Annotated in this window: 13 protein-coding genes and 1 pseudogene; 3 read left to right on the top strand and 11 right to left on the bottom strand. The window is 33.9% G+C overall.

Annotated elements, in window-relative coordinates; genetic code table 11:
• Window positions 1-269: 269 nt before the first annotated feature.
• Window positions 270-1487, bottom strand: a complete 1218-nt coding sequence (locus BAQ48_RS15740; RefSeq protein ID WP_071711805.1) for an aspartate aminotransferase family protein — start codon at window positions 1485-1487, stop codon at window positions 270-272.
• Window positions 1488-1757: 270 nt separating this feature from the next.
• Here BAQ48_RS15740 and BAQ48_RS15735 point away from each other — a divergent pair, with 270 nt between their 5' ends.
• Window positions 1758-3137: a catalase gene (locus BAQ48_RS15735; protein WP_071711804.1), complete on the top strand. Its 1380-nt coding sequence runs from the start codon at window positions 1758-1760 to the stop codon at window positions 3135-3137.
• Window positions 3138-3355: 218 nt separating this feature from the next.
• Here BAQ48_RS15735 and colA read toward each other — a convergent pair whose 3' ends face one another.
• The 4 genes from colA to BAQ48_RS15715 form a co-directional block, all read right to left on the bottom strand.
• Window positions 3356-5992, bottom strand: a complete 2637-nt coding sequence (colA, locus tag BAQ48_RS15730; protein WP_071711803.1) for a collagenase ColA — start codon at window positions 5990-5992, stop codon at window positions 3356-3358.
• 656 nt (window positions 5993-6648) lie between these two features.
• The gene (locus BAQ48_RS15725; RefSeq protein WP_071711802.1) at window positions 6649-7161 is read right to left on the bottom strand and encodes a hypothetical protein; all 513 of its coding nucleotides are present in this window, start codon (window positions 7159-7161) and stop codon (window positions 6649-6651) included.
• A 112-nt stretch (window positions 7162-7273) separates the two neighbouring features.
• Window positions 7274-9028, bottom strand: coding sequence for an adenine deaminase (locus BAQ48_RS15720; RefSeq protein WP_071711801.1), 1755 nt, complete (start codon window positions 9026-9028; stop codon window positions 7274-7276).
• A gap of 293 nt (window positions 9029-9321) precedes the next feature.
• A complete protein-coding gene (locus BAQ48_RS15715) occupies window positions 9322-10206 on the bottom strand; it encodes a LysR family transcriptional regulator (protein ID WP_071711800.1) in 885 nt (294 codons plus the stop codon).
• 123 nt (window positions 10207-10329) lie between these two features.
• On the opposite strand from BAQ48_RS15715, the gene BAQ48_RS28580 reads away from it, so the two are divergent.
• Complete coding sequence (locus tag BAQ48_RS28580; protein ID WP_415783900.1) at window positions 10330-10638, top strand: LbetaH domain-containing protein; 309 nt, start codon at window positions 10330-10332, stop codon at window positions 10636-10638.
• Window positions 10629-10904 carry a DapH/DapD/GlmU-related protein gene (locus BAQ48_RS28575; protein ID WP_423219975.1) on the top strand — a complete coding sequence of 92 codons (276 nt, stop codon included), beginning with the start codon at window positions 10629-10631 and terminating at the stop codon, window positions 10902-10904. Before BAQ48_RS28580 ends, BAQ48_RS28575 begins: the two co-directional genes overlap by 10 nt.
• Before the next feature lie 126 nt (window positions 10905-11030).
• Here the strand turns inward: BAQ48_RS28575 and BAQ48_RS27635 are convergent.
• The 6 genes and pseudogenes from BAQ48_RS27635 to BAQ48_RS15680 form a co-directional block, all read right to left on the bottom strand.
• A pseudogene (locus BAQ48_RS27635) lies at window positions 11031-11237 on the bottom strand (DUF3902 family protein); the annotation flags it as partial.
• Window positions 11238-11259: 22 nt separating this feature from the next.
• A complete protein-coding gene (locus tag BAQ48_RS15700; protein WP_071711799.1) occupies window positions 11260-12426 on the bottom strand; it encodes a serine hydrolase domain-containing protein in 1167 nt (388 codons plus the stop codon).
• A gap of 258 nt (window positions 12427-12684) precedes the next feature.
• On the bottom strand, window positions 12685-13191 hold the full coding sequence (locus BAQ48_RS15695; RefSeq protein ID WP_071711798.1) for a DUF3902 family protein: 507 nt from the start codon (window positions 13189-13191) through the stop codon (window positions 12685-12687).
• A gap of 183 nt (window positions 13192-13374) precedes the next feature.
• Window positions 13375-14109, bottom strand: coding sequence for a hypothetical protein (locus tag BAQ48_RS27630; protein ID WP_071711797.1), 735 nt, complete (start codon window positions 14107-14109; stop codon window positions 13375-13377).
• A 15-nt stretch (window positions 14110-14124) separates the two neighbouring features.
• Window positions 14125-15234 carry a DUF58 domain-containing protein gene (locus BAQ48_RS15685; RefSeq protein WP_071711796.1) on the bottom strand — a complete coding sequence of 370 codons (1110 nt, stop codon included), beginning with the start codon at window positions 15232-15234 and terminating at the stop codon, window positions 14125-14127.
• Window positions 15231-16163 carry an AAA family ATPase gene (locus BAQ48_RS15680; protein ID WP_071711795.1) on the bottom strand — a complete coding sequence of 311 codons (933 nt, stop codon included), beginning with the start codon at window positions 16161-16163 and terminating at the stop codon, window positions 15231-15233. Before BAQ48_RS15680 ends, BAQ48_RS15685 begins: the two co-directional genes overlap by 4 nt.
• Window positions 16164-16303 lie beyond the last annotated feature (140 nt).

Below are 16303 nucleotides of genomic sequence, written 5' to 3'. Positions count from 1 at the left end.
CTTCTCTTATTGAATAAAATTAATTCGAAGCACTTAAGGAAAAACAACGTCTCCTTATCTGTTATTATTGTTTCACATAATTAATTATTTGTCCAATGAGATGCTTCCTTTATTAAGTAATTTAATAGTTTAAAAAGCTGAAAGAAGCGCTGTATGAGTGCTTTTTTCAGCTTTTTATTTAAATACAAAAATTTATTTTTCCACCCCATTTTCTTCCTGTATGAATTAAAAATACGGTACTTTTTACATTTGTAGTTTCATCCAAATTTTTAAACACTTGCTATCGCTGCCACACTATGAATAACGGATATGAATTCATTAATAAATACATCAATTTCCTTTTCTGTAATTATATACGGAGGAAGTAAACGGATGATATTCCCTTGTGTAACATCGACTAATATCCCCTTCTCCATTAATTCTAGCTGTAATTTCTTCACGTTTTCATTCGTATCGTTCACACTAATACCAAACATCATCCCAGCATGACGTACTTCCTGAACATAATAAGAGTTTTCTTTTTGAATTTCTTGCAGTTTGTCATTGAAATAATGTGACATTTCATACGCTTCTTGCATTAAACCATCTTCAATCAATGTATTTAATACCGTTAAACCTAAAGCTGCTCCCATTGATGAATGAGCAAATGTTGTTCCGTGATCTCCTGGTGAAAATACATCACATAGCTTTTCACCTACAATGATTCCTCCAAGCGGTATCCCGCCCCCTGCACCTTTACCAATTTGAATAATATCCGGTGTAACATTGAAATTTTGATAAGCAAATAGTTTTCCAGTTCTCCCCATACCACTCTGTACTTCATCAACGATAAGAATCACATTATATGTATCACAAAGACGTTGAACACTATGCAAATATTCACTTGATAAAGGATAGATCCCGCCGCTTCCTAAAACAGGCTCTAACATAATTGCAATCGGCTTTTTATTTATGATTGTTTCTTCTAATTGCTCTATATTTTCGCGCTCTACTTCATATACAGGAATAGATGTCTTCGGAAAGTTTTGATATACATTTTCTTGTCTTGTAAAATGAAGTGCACCTAACGTACGCCCGTGAAAACTATTTTTCAACACAACAACTCCATCACGCTCTTCATTCGTAATAGCTCTATATTTATCAATTAATTTCAAAGTCGTTTCTGTCGCTTCCGTACCTGAATTTGTATAGAAGACTTTACCGTTTCCTAAAGAATTCTCAACTAATTTCTTTGCATACTCAATCGCAACTGGATTTAAAAAATGAAATGGTAGATGCAACGATTTCGTAACTTGCTCCATTGTCGTTTGCACGATTTTAGGGTGATTATATCCTAATACGTTCACTCCGACACCCGAAAATAAATCTAAATACTCTTTACCATCCACATCATATAGTTTACAACCTTCTCCTCTTTCCATCGCAACCTGCGTACGACAATACGTTGACATCATATATTCTTTATCTAATTGAAACCAATCCGACATTTTAAATTCCTCCTAGTTATTTTCCCTGTTTATTTATGTTCATTTTCTATAAACTCATGTATAAATTCATTTTTTAGATTGAAATTTTAATAGTAATTTTCTTCCCGATATTCATTTTTCCATAATTTCTTCTATTTCAACAGGTCCACTACATATGTGTTTTTTTCATCTAGCGGTATGTTACTGCTTTGAACTTTGCATGTCATACATAATCGGGACTATAAAATCATATTTAGTAACAATCGACGAAAAAATTTGGAGGCTATATCGATGAATGAAAAATATGATAAACATAGGAAAGATTTATTAAAAGAAGGATTTAATAAACATCGCGAACTTACTGAACCAGCTAAACTTCACTCTCAAACAGTTGGTTCACGTGGACCCGTACTAGAGCAAGATAGTGTACTGCATGAGTCATTACAAGAATTTATTCACGAAAAAATTTTAGAAAGACCTGTTCATGTAAAAGGATTTGGTGCGTTCGGTTATTTTCAAACGATCTATCCAATGTCCAAACATACTAAACTAAATTTCCTACAAAACCCTAATGAGAAAGTTCCCGTTATGGTGCGATTTTCATTAGCTGTTAGTACGAAAGGAACACCGGATACTTCTAGAAATGTGCGTGGTTTTTCCACAAAATTTTATACAAAAGAAGGCATTTTTGACCTTTTATGCAATCACATTCCTGTTTTTTCTGTTCGTGATCCGATGCGTTTCCCTGAAACGATTAAAGCATTATCGCCTTCACCTAAAAATAACTTAATAGACCCTAATAGTTTTTGGAGTTTTGTCGCTAAAGCACCTGAATCTATTCATTTTGTTGTCCGTTTATACTCTAATAATGGTACGGCCAAAAGTCTTCGCCACATTCCAGGGCATAGTGTAAATACATATGTTTGGAGAAATGCAGAAGGTAATCGAAAGTATGTAAAGTATCATTGGTACCCATTTGAAGGTGTACAGTACATTACTAGTAAAGAAGCAATTAAACTAGCTGCCGAAAATCCTAATTATAGCGGGAAAGATTTATATGATGCAATTGAAAATGGTAAACCAGCGGAGTATGGTTTATACGTCCAGCTAATGGATCCGAAAGATGAAGCACACCTTTCTTATGATCCTTTAGATGATACAAAAGTATGGGATGAAAAAGCGTACCCTCTTATACCAGTCGGTAAAATGGTATTAAATAAAAATCCTGAAAATTATATGGAACAAGTAGAGAAAGTCGCATTCTCCCCTTCGAATTTACTGGACGGTGCAGAACTATCAGACGATAAAATGTTGCAAGGTCGTGCTAACATTTACAGTGATTCACAAAGAAGAAGAATTGGTCCTGAATTTCGTAAATTAACGATTAATCAGCAACAAGATTGGACACCTTCTAATCAAATTACAAGTGGTGACGGAAGGTATGTTGAAGGTAAACTTGGAAGGACTTCTATAATGAAACAGAATGATTTTCAGCAGGCTGGTGAATTTTATGACAAGTTACAAACGATAGAAAAAGAACACCTTGCTGAAAACTTAGCTAGTGATTTGAAAGTTATATCCGATGATATTAGAAAGGTAGTTTTAGGGTATTTCGATCAGATATCAACTGATTTGAAAAGAAGCATTGAGGCAAAAATGGAAGAACATTAAGAAGATTAAAACACGCTTTACGAATGAGAATTCCGATCTATATTAATTATTTTCTTGTCAAAATCTAATGAGGTTATTTAATTTAACAATATAAAATCAATATACCCTTGTTCTATAATTAGAACAAGGGTATATTGCAGTAGTTTAATGTTTAACATTAAACACCTTACTTAGCTACAAAATGCAATAAGTAGCCTTTCAAAACAAAATATAGTAAACTATTTAACTTGTACTGTATAATTCCCTGTTCCACCACCGTACTTATATACACTTAAGTAATATTTCCCTGGCTTTGCATTATAATTTCCAAGCAATTTGTTTCCATCACGTTTTGTTGCATAAGCTACATAATTATTTAGATCTGATTCAGAATATAATACCCAGTTCAGTCCAAGATTTTGTTCGTTCGTAATAGAAATCTGTAAATCTTTTTGATCCTTTACATCAATAACAAATTTATCCCCCTGATCTTGATCGCTCAAGGTTCCTTTTAACAAAATATTCAAAGATAGTGGGTTTGCTGTTTCAAATGAATTATTCGGTTCTTGTTCTACAGCCGTACCTTCTTCCGTATTCATTCCGCTAAATACAACATCATATTCATATTGTCCAGCATTATTTACACGGTAATTTACAAAATAAGCAGTCAATGTTTTATATCCAGTCCACTCTTTTCCTGAAAGACGTTTCAACATATCATTTGTTGCTTCATTCATCACTTTCCAGTCCTCAACTTCTCCTTTAGCCGCACTCCCTGTATATGTCCCCTGTAGTGTAAATGTATTAAAGAATTGTGATTTATTCTTTGTTACTTTCACATCTTTTAATTTCGCTTCATTCGTAATATCTGAAGTAACGTCCGAAAGCGATTTTGGATCATGCTGAGTTAAATACTCATCTGATACTTGTGGAATTGTAAACTTATCGCGATTATCAATAAGCATTTGCATATAAGATTGATATTCTTCATTTAACTTATTATCTTTACTTAATGTAGCACGGTATGCATCGTAACTTGAAACATCATTTGCGCGAATTAAATCATGCACTTTATCGAACATTTCAGGGCGCTTATTATACATATATGATTGCAGAGCAAACGAATAATTATAAAAATCCCACGTTCCATATTTCGCATTTAATGTTTGTGATGCTGTATAACGTTTTGCAGGATCATTAGATAACCCACCAATTATACTTTTTCGCGGTACTACACTATCTAATCGCGTTGCACCTGCAAAGAACTCTGCATTCCCTTCTTCAAACCATGTTAAACGTTCATTTTGATACATTTCCCCTTGGCCCCATAATCCCTGAACTTCGTACCTTCCCTGTAAGTAGTGCGTAAATTCATGGCGGAACAATTCTTCCAAACTATAAATACTTTGTTGTGGTGTACGTTCATATGTAAAGAAAGTCCCTGTCCCTTCAATATAAATGCCACCATTATTCGTTTCATACCCGTACAGTTGACGATTAAATTGATACTCATCTGGGCTATTATAAATAACCATCGTTAACACATCATCAGCATGTCCACTTTCAAGTGGTTTATCGCTACCAACTGTACGATAAAATTGAGAGCGTACTTCTTTCGCTGCCCAGTATAGTCGCTTAATTTTCTCTTCACTAACTTTATCACCTGCTTTAAAGACAATTTCTCCATCATCAAACGTATATGTTTTCGGTAAATATTTCTTTTTACCCTCTTCTCGAATTTGATCTAAATTTACAGTTTTTCCGTTCGCATCTATTCCTCCATAATTTGTAGTAATTTGTTCTGCCGCAACAAAGTATTGCTCTCCTAAGAACGGATAAATTCGCATTGCATCTGTAACAACTTGTTGTCCTTTTGTCGGCGCGCTATGAAGCTTGCCCAATCGGCCAGCATAGTAAATTCCGTTATTTATTAACCATCCATTTTTATCTGATACAGTACCAATTAGTGCGAAACGACTTACTTCATTAATAAAGTTATCGATATTTCGATACCATATCGTATCTTTTGGCTCTTTTCCAGTCGTGTACATATCCGTCTGAATATCAAAGTCAATCCCCTTCATCAACTCATATATAGCGTCTCCTTTTGTTCGGTCTTCAATGAAAGTTGCAAGATTATCGTTATATTGTTTGAAAATTTCACCTGCATATAAAACCGTTTCAACATCTGCTGATGCATTTCCAATTAATTTTCCATATGATGAAATAACTTTATTTTGTTCTGATGAACCAAGTTTGAAATTTGGATTTTTTGCAATTGTTTTTAAAGCTGGTAAACATTTATCATGGTAGCTACGCTCATTTAATTTACTTAATTCATCATGGTAAAAACCTAAATAAAATGCTGCACGTAGGGCTTCTACTAATGTTTCAATCCCTTTTGAATCATCTTTCGTATAAGCCTGTCCTTGTTCTGCTAGTTTATTAATAATCGCTTGCATTCGGCTATCATCTTGATAGAATTTAAGACTATCACTATTAAACTGAAATAACTCTGGAATTTGATACCATTTAATTGTCACAAGAAGATCAGTTAATTGTTTGTTACTTAATTGATTTAACTCAGCCATCGAATACTTTTTTTCTTCAGCCAACGGTTTAATATTATCGGTTGGTGCTAGTGGACGCTGCGATAAATCCGCTAATTTTAACCGTTTTGTAAAAGATGCATTTTCTTGTACTTTTGAAGGGTGCGCCAATTCATCCACAGATTTCTGTATTCCTACCGGCTCCATTTGTAATACGTTCTTCACATTTTTCTCTTTTGTCTCTGCTTGAATTTGCAAACCATTACATGTTATCGTCACTAGTCCAACACCAAGAATCCACTTAGAAATTTTCGAATATTTAACCATACTATTGCCCCCTAATAATTTAAAAGAAAATTCTGAATTTAAAAATCAAAAAAAAACTTATTTGTATGTATTTACAGTTCCGCTATAAATACAACTATGATTAATAATGCAATAGTAGCTTGTTTTATACTATTACGAGTACAGATTCCTTACATACAATCTCCCTTCCTTACATTTAATACAAGCAAAAACTGTGCCAAACATATTTCTTATGAATAGCCAACATTCTTTTATAAATACTGTAGAATAAAATATACATAGATGATTCGGCAATGTATAAATCATTTGACACAAAATCTAATGTTTATGAAGAACAAATTCATTGAATGTTATAAGTTCATTAGCCAGTACATAATTTTCAACTAACAACACCCCAAATTTTTAAATCTCTCAAAAAAAGGTAAACAAACATATTCCATAAAGCTAATATGTTCGTTTACCTTTTTCTATTTCAAATCAACAGCAAAATATCGTTGAATAAAGTGAAACTTTAATCAGTGGGGGTTTTGTTCATCCCCCACTGATTATTAGTTGAACCAATCGGACGTTTACGGACAGTTGATCTCCCACCTAACTTCTTTGCTCCAACTGAATTTTGAGGTGGGAGTTTTACTGTCCGTTAACGCGGGATAAAAACAGCATTAATAAGTATTTTGTTATTCATTTCTCTTTTTCATATAATCTTTTTCACATTGCAACGGCTTGAATTTCACTTTTTTCCCTTTCTTCTTTTTCGTTTTTATAACGAGCCATTCCCCTTTTTCAACGTCTAGGTTTAGACGTTTCATTACATTGATATTATCTTTTTCTTTATAAAGTAAAAATGCTTCTTGTGCACTCACAAATAAGCTAGGCTGCTCGCTAAATCCACCACTATCATAAATTTTAGTTAGCGAATTATAATAAGAATCATTTTCCTTTCCACCATACATCAAATGGGCAGCCTCCAGATCTCTTTTACTTACTTCCCAAAAACTATGTTCATCAATATTTAAATTAAATGTAGATTTAATGTCCTGCATTATACTCTTCACATACTTTTCATCTCGAATTTTTCTTTCTTCAAGACAATCCGAAGATAACCTTGGTGCATCTGATTGGGAATGTACAACGTGTTGTATCGATACACACAAAATAAATACGCTTAAAATGTAAAATATTTTTTTCATATTTACATATCACCTCAAATGATTTAGATACTATATTATTTGAGGCTTACAATATTCTTATGCTAATAATGTAAAAGGCCCTATAACTTAGACTATTATAGGGCCTTTCCTTTTAATATTGTTTTATCAAATTCACCGGCGAAGCCAGTACCTTACTATTCTTCACATCATATAAGCCTATAGGCGTTACCCTTATAAAAGGCAAGTGTGTCGCAGAAAAGAATAAAATTGTAAATGCTGGATCGTCATAAGCATATCCTCTTTCTTGCAGTAAGTTCACCATCTTTTTCTCTTTCTTTATTACATTACTCATCTTTTCATCTGACATAATCCCAAGTAGCGGTAATGCAATTTCATGTAACACTTCATTCTTTTCAGCTATTACCATTCCCCCGCCGAGCTCTTTTACTCTATGAAAAGCTGTAAGCATATCACCTTTACTCTTTCCAATCAAAATCATATCACCTGTGCCGGAATAAGAGCTAGCAAGACCACCTAATTCTTTCGCAAAACCTTTTACAACTGTATTTACTCGCCAAGTCCCATCGCGAGCAATCATCATTAAGAAACATTCATCATGATCAATAGAAAGTTCATCGTGGTTTAAGTCAATTTCACTTACATATGGTTTTGTTATAACGTTATTTAATAAGTGTATACCCGTTTTATTAGGGAAAATCATATCCTCTTTTTCTATGGACCAGTCTAATGTTAGTGGATTTACTTTAAAGTTACTCCATTCTATAAGTAACGATTCATTTTTGTTTACTCCGTCACGCTTTACCCACTGTCCCTTTGCAATGGCACTGATTGGTACTGGGTTTTCTTTACTTTCTAAAATATTCATATTGGCCAATCTACCTGTCGCAATTGAACCATGCACATGCTCCATATTATAATAACGGGCAATATTATAACTGGCCATTTGATACGCATCTATTACCGGTACCCCTTGCTCTATCGCTATTTCTATCAAGCGATTCGTCATTCCGTTTTCATAAAATGACGGATGCGAACCGTCTGTTGTAAAAAAGAATCTATCAAACTGTTTCACACCTAATTCCAACAATTCTTTTAATAAAACTTCTAAATCCGGTCTAATGGAAGAATTTCTAAGAGAAACGGTGTAGCCTTGCATAAGGCGATTTAACGCTTCCTGCCCTGTCATCGCTTCATGATCGCAATCCGTGCCTAATAATTTTAGCTTTGCTAACGTTGCTTCAGATGCACCTGGGAAATGTCCTTCTACCTTTTTCTGTAATCGCTTCGTTTCCTGCACCCAAGTTAGCATTTCATCATCGCCATGTAATAGTTTTGGCCATGCTGTTAACTCTCCGCCTTGAAGAACCGCTTCATGCTGCAGCCACTCTATTATTTCTTCACTATTAAACAAAGATTCCCCGTTTTGTAATTCAGTCTGTCCATCAAAACGGCACCACCAATACATAGTAGCTGGAGTCTTTTTAAATTCCTCTACTAAACGAAATGATTCTTCACGTTTTAATGTAAAAAATAAAGTTAAATTATCATTAATAAAAGTTGTTGTCCCAAATTGCATCGCATGATTTGCTAGCGTCTCTGGGTTATATAATTGATATGGATGTGCATGCGGTTCTATGTAACCAGGTACAACATATTTTCCTTCGCAATCAATGACTTCACAATCCGTTAATTGCTCCGGTAACTTCTCCCCTACGTATATAATCCTGTCATCATAAATCCAAATATTCGCTACTGTCCAATTACGTAAGTAAGAATTTAAATACGTTGCATTCTTTAATAAAATGTGCGGACTTCTCTTGCCATCTACTACTTCGACATGCTCTCGTAATTGTTGATTACTCCATTTATACTGATTTTTTTCCATTGTATTCAACTCCACTATTATATTAGTTAAGCTTAAAAATAATTAATCAAATAAACAATTATTCATTTCATATCCCCTTGTATTTCCCCCTATTACGTCTATTATATTGAATAATTATAAAAAACAACAATTTTCAGAATTATATCACAAGTACATTTCTTCCCATATTGAAACATGAACATTTCTATGAATGTGTTTTACTTATACTTAAAAAAACTGATGACTATTTCATAAAAATAAAATAAACGTCCACCTTAATAAGATGAAACGTCTTTTTTATTTTGCATGTGAAATTATGATTCGTTCATACTATTTCGAAGCTGATTTAAAAATGCATTGGCCGCATTAGAAAACACTTGATTTTTCTTCCAAATAATATTTAAATTCGCTTCTAGATTAGGGTGTAAAGGTCTGAAGCAAAGTTTACTGTTTCCCGATGTATTAATAAGTTTATCTAAACATAATGCATACCCAATACCTTCTTCAACCATAAGTGCTGCATTGTAAAGCAAATTATAAGTTGCAACGACATTTAAATTTTCAATATTTTGCCCAAACCACCCTGCTAATTCATTGCTAACAGTTGTTTGCCGTGAAATGAATAATGGCTTATCTATTAAATCCACTGGGCTAATAAACTGCTTGTCCGCTAAAGGACTATCTTTACACATTAAAACACCCCATGTATCTTTAGCTGGCAATTGTACATATTCATATTTTTGTTTATCTGTTGGCTCTATAACGATACCAAAATCTAATAATCCACTATCTAATTTACTCTTAATATCATCAGCATTTCCGCTATATAAATGAAACCGAATACCCGGATAATCTGTACGTAATTCTTTTAATGTTTTAGCGATAAGGTGCATCGCTTCAGTCTCACCGCCACCAATGTAAACTTCTCCGCTTATTATTTCTTTTGAATCTTTTAAGTTTGCTTCGGTTTTATCTGCTAACGCAACAATTTCCTTCGCCCGTTTTAGTAAATACTTTCCCTTTTCTGTTAAAGAAATTTTTCTATTTCCTCTTATAAATAAAGCTGTATCTAATTCCGTTTCTAGATCTTTCAGTTGCCTTGATAATGTAGGTTGCGACAAATGTAACTGTTTTGCGGCTGCTGAAATACTTTCTTCATTTGCTACAGAAATAAAATAGCGTAACACTCGAATTTCCACGATAGTCTCCTTATATATACCTAACAGGCATACGAATGTATTTAATATAGGTATTTGATATTGGAATCGTATCATTTTATGATTGCATTGAAAAGATTAACGCCTTAAAGGAAGAGTATAACAATGGATATAAAAGACTTTATAAACTTTTGCAAGGAAGGTAATCCTATTTCAGGTGAGGATAAAGAATTACATGAGCTATTAGTTCAATGTAGCTATGAAGCGCAAAAGATTACAATGTCATTGAATACATCCTATCATTCCAGAGAAGAAATTGTGACGCTTTTTAGCGAATTGACAGGAAACAATATTGATTCATCTTTTATGTGCTTTCCGCCGTTTCATACAGACTTCGGTAAAAATATAACGATTGGAAAAAACGTATTTTTTAACACTGGGTGTTCTTTTCAAGATAGGGCGGAATTCATATAGGAGATAATTGTATGATCGGTATGAATGTTACAATTGCCACACTTAATCACGGGCTAACTTTAAAAACTAGAAACACAACATACGCCTCCCCTGTTACAATTGGTGAAAATGTATGGATCGGATCTAGTGCAACTATACTTCCTGGTGTGACTATAGGAAACAATTCAGTTGTTGCTGCAGGTGCAGTTGTTGCGAAAGACGTACCTGAAAACACTGTCGTTGCAGGAGTGCCTGCAAAAATAGTGAAAGTCATACCTAACGATTGAAAGTGAATTCATATTTATATTTATCACTAAAAAAGAACGTGTTTATATTTAGTTATAAACATGTTCTTTTAAACGTTTCAAACCCTTTATTCCCTTTTACCATCCAGCACTAGCATTCATACCATTTCAAGTAATACTAGCCTTAACTAACGTAAGCATTACATTTAGAAGTATAGGTATTCTATATCCACCGGTGAAATTCTGATTTTTACGATTAACAAATACGAGACCAACTAATGATATTATGGTCGTTTAAAAGAATACTAACATTAGCAACCAATACCAAACCATTATGCCCATACTCCATCGTGTTAATAGCTCGTGCGTGATACAACTTATAGCAGATTTTTTTCATCTATTTATTAAATTCAATTTGCATCATTTTATTTAACTGCGGAACAATATCGACCCCACCTATAGAGTTAAGACTGATAGCCAATGTATGTTTGCCTCCAATTACTCCCCCAGCAAAAGTTGTAAATCCAGGAATTCCTCCTCCATGCCCCCAAACTGAAACACCGTTTGGAAGTTTAGTCTCATAGATTCCAAGACCGTATGCGTCACCAACCCCTTTTCCTTCTACAGGAACTGTAGTAAGCATTTCTTTTAGCTCACGTTCCTTCAGTAACTTACCACCGAGTAAAGATGAAAAGAAATTATTTAAATCATCCGCATTAGAAATCATATCTCCAGCTGCATTAGCTAAACTCGGATTATAATACGTAATGTCTTTCAACTCGCCTGTTCCTTCCATTTTCACATATCCACGAGCATGATTCTTTCCTGGGATGACGGGTGAATTTCCTGGTAAAAACGTATTTGCCAAGTCCAAAGGTTCAATAATTCGCTTTTCGATTTCTTCCGCATAACTATTACCAGTTATTTTTTCAATAAGCATCCCCAATATTACGTATCCTGTGTTTGAATACAACCAGTCTTTACCCGGCAAGAAATCTGGAGGCAGAGAAAGGCCTATTTTCACTATTTCTTCTGCGGAATACGTTTTTTTCGAATTCATTATGTCCGCATCTTTTGACTTTAAGTATTCAGCGATACCACTCGTATGATTCAAAAGTTGTCGTATCGTAATTTGATTGCCATCATACCCATTTCCTTGCACGAGACCCGGCAGCCACTTTTCAATTGGATCGTCAAGTTGTACGCGATTTTCTCCTACTAATTGAAGAACAGTCGTGGCAGTAAAAGTCTTCGTCACACTACCGATCCGAAAGCGATAATCCGATTTCACCGGTTTCTTTGTACTTAAGTCCGCCACGCCAGCAGTAAAACTACTAGTTTTTCCGTTGTTAGACGCCTTAGCTAATATCCCTACAGCACCAAGCTGTACTGTTTCCTGCATTACTTGTTTCCAGCCATTACGATTCTTTTGATCATGTACTTGTGACGAACTAGAAATATTTTGATTTGACTCTGCAGTCACAGTAAAACCTGGCGTGAATAGAGTAGTACCCGCTAATAAAACTGCTAAACTTGCCAACTTAATTTGATTACGTGTTTTCATAAGGCTTTCTCTCCTCTATTAATATCGTATTGATTCAAGCTATACTTTCATCCTATACGATAAACCTCTCTTTTTTCTTATCCATTCCTTACGAAATACTTACGTTTAAATTTAATTAGGTTAAACTGAGGAAGAGTTATGCATGCAAATAAAAAGAGAACATGTTTTCATTTTTTATGTAAACATGTTCTCATAAACATTTAAAATTCTATATCAACTTTTCATCCTATTCTTTACACAACTAATCTAAATTCCTTTTTACGAGCCCGCACTAGCATTCATACCATTTCCAATAATAGAAAGTAATAGCGGCCATAAAACTGGTCCCAATGTAAGAAATACATTTAGAAGTATGAGCATTCTATATCCACCGGTGAAATTCTGATTTTTACGATTAACAACTACTAAACTGATTAATGATATTATAGTCGTTAAAAATAATACTAACATTAACAACCAATACCACACCATTAAACTAAGACTCCATGGTGTTAATAGCTCATGTATGATACAAAATGAGATTCCTAATACCGCAAAACTAAAGCTAGTAACTGCTATTTTTATAAGCCATATACTTATTTTTTTATCGTATGTATTTTTACAATATAAATCTATCAAAGTATATAAAGATAAATATGCCATTAATACACCTATCCAAGATAATAACCAGTCTCCGTCCCCTATGAATAATAAGAACAGCAACCAACACATACCTATTGCAGAAAAAACAAAGGAAATAAGTATGCTTTTTAATACCGATTTCATTACATTTTCACACCCTTAAAAAATCTGAAATTAATTATAATTTACAAAAATTAAATATAGGTTAACACGTAATAAAATATAAGTAAATAAAGTTCATTTCATTTTCTTATTTGAAGACGGTTTCATATATAAAAATGATTCATGTTAATCAAATTTCCGTATAAAAAAAGAAAAGGTGGATATTTATGTATCCACCTTCCCATCTCCCTCTACCCACTTCATTATTTCTTCCACATCTAAATCCGTATACGTCTTTTCACCATATCGAACAGACTCATATAACGGAATAATATCTCTCGTTCTACAAATTCTTTCTAGCCACTGTTGCATTGTTTCATAATCCCTTCTTTGTTCATGAAATGGTAATGTTCTTTCCCATTCAACTAACGTTTTTCTAATCGTATCTGTAGGCAATGGTTGCTCTAACTGATGCCTCACTTTCTCGCTCTTTTCGATTCTTACCGTATTTTCTTTTGTTACCGATTGTTTCTCTTGTTCCATTTCTGATTTCGTTAACTTTTTCCTAACTGATTTATAAATAAAATATATAATTACTACTGCAATAACTACATAAAAAGCTACAGTAATCCATGAATTTGAAAGTACAGAAAACAAATCACTCCATGAATTCACCCGTTTGAAAAGCGGGATTTTTCTATCTATTTTCGTTCTTGTATCTACAACTCCTGTTTCTTCATCTATAATTCTTTCAGGCTCATCAAACTGTTCGTTTATACTAGTAAAGTCATAATTTCTTTCCAACATTGTCTCCGTCTTATTAAAAAAACGTTCTTTTACTATGTCTTGCACATGCACCACACCCTGTGATAACGTTATTGCACTAATCGTAAAAAAAAGTATGATTAAAGCTCTTACACTCCACAACTTCACTTTCATACGCCGTGCTTTATTAACCATGACATAAGCCCCTTCTTATTCTTTAATTACAATCCATTTATTCGTTCTACTATATTTCTTTGGTGAAGTACCAAGGATTAAAGGAACCGCATCCAGTTCCTTACGACGAAAACCTGCTGTGTAAAAATAAGAAGAAGATACAGGCGTATCTTGATCCGATATTGAGGCAAGCACCTTTAATACATTTTGCAAATGTTTCCGATTATCCCCATTTTTTATATGTAACAAACCGTTATCTTTTACACTATTGATCCATACTTCAAATGAACAGTTTTGCATGAGCAGTTGTTTACATATACCCGCCGTTAATTCGATTAGTTCCTCTGTATCATTTCGCAAAGAAACACCACTTTTGTTTTGCAAGTTGAGATAAATCGCGTATTTATCTGATTGCGTTCGCTCGTACTTTTTCGCGGTTATCGTCCCTGTTTTCGCTGTTGCGCTCCAGTGGATGGAACGAAAATCTTCATTTTCATAAGACTTCACTCCCATTACTTTCGTTTCATCATATAACGGTGAAGACATCGCTTTTCGAAATCCTCGCGACCATTCTTGTAATTCAGGAACTTGTATTTTCGGAACAGCTGGCAAGACTAAATAGGAGGGTGTATCAACTTGTTTATATGTTATATGGTTCGTTACGAATCCAAAGAGATCAGTAATAACAATTTCAACTTCTTCCCATTTCGCAATTCCTCTTTTTAACGCTACAGCCTGCAAATCAAATGAAACAGACTCTCTTCCTTTTAAATTAAAATTCATATAATAATTTGAACCTGTACTATGATTTTTGTTTATTTCATCATGATTCCAAGTTAGCTTATTTTCACATTTAAATCGAAATACGATATTAAGAATAGGAAATATCGACTTGTTTGAAATTTTAATTTTGCACATATTCGTTTCACCTATGAAAACATTTGAATTCCCTTGACTGTATTCCCATTCAACACGAGATACTTTACGCATGTATACATGCGTAGCACCTATTAAAATCACATACAAAAATACGAGAGATAATAAGAGTAGATTACTTGAAAATACACTTAAGATAACGGCTAAAACTAACATAACTCCCATTACGAAAGGCTCCGCTAAAGGTGTATACACAAGTTGTTGATTCATCGTACATTCTCCACTGGCACACTAATCGTATGAAGAATTTCTTTCATGATTTGTTCTTTCGTCGTTTTCATCTCTCCTTCAATCGTTAACGTTAAACGATGGGCACAAATGGATGCAGCGAGTAGTTTTATATCATCTGGCGTACAGTAATCTCTTTCATTTAATATAGCCCGTGCTTGAATCGCTCTCATAAATGCCAACGTTCCCCGAGGGCTTACACCAATTTCAATTAACTCATGGTTACGAGTTGCTTCAATAATTTCAAGAAGATAATCTTGCACATCATTCCCTACTAACACTTCTCTTGCACGCTTTTGCATCGTAATAATTTCTTCACTTGAAATAATAGAATGTAACGTTTCTAACGGATCATTTATTTGAAATCGATTCATCATTTCCTTTTCTGCTTCTCTCGTAGGATAACCTTGGCGTATTGTGAGTAAAAACCGGTCTAACTGAGCATCTGGTAACGGAAATGTGCCCGCTGATTCGAGTGGATTTTGCGTCGCAATAACTAAAAAAGGTTCTGGTAATGAATGTGTCTGTTTCGCAATTGTAACGGTACGCTCTTCCATAACCTCAAGTAACGAAGATTGTGTTCTCGGTACAGCTCGATTAATTTCATCGACTAATACTATATTTGCAAAAATAGGTCCTAATCTCGTTTTAAAATCCGATTCCTTTACATTAAAATATTCAAGACCAATAACATCTCCAGGCAAAGTATCCGCTGTAAATTGTATTCTTTGAAATTTAGCGTCCACACTTTTCGCTAAACTTTTCGCTAATGTTGTTTTTCCCGTCCCAGGTACATCTTCTAATAAAATGTGCCCTCTTGCTATGAGTGCTATGGCTGCAAGTTCAATCGATTCATCTTTTCCTATAATAACCTTCGAGATATTGTTAGTAATTTTCTTTAATGTACTCATATAGTAATCTACCACCTTTAAATTATCTAAAAATTAAGAATATATTTTTTCCAAATTATAACATGTAATTCAAAGATGAAATAGAGTGAAAATGAATTTTATATTTTTTCTTCACTGCATGCAAAAAAGCACCTATTGTC

Source organism: Bacillus luti (assembly GCF_001884105.1).
Classification (GTDB): domain Bacteria; phylum Bacillota; class Bacilli; order Bacillales; family Bacillaceae_G; genus Bacillus_A; species Bacillus_A luti.
Note: the sequence above shows the minus strand (reverse complement) of the source record. Positions and strands in the feature narration are given on the sequence as shown.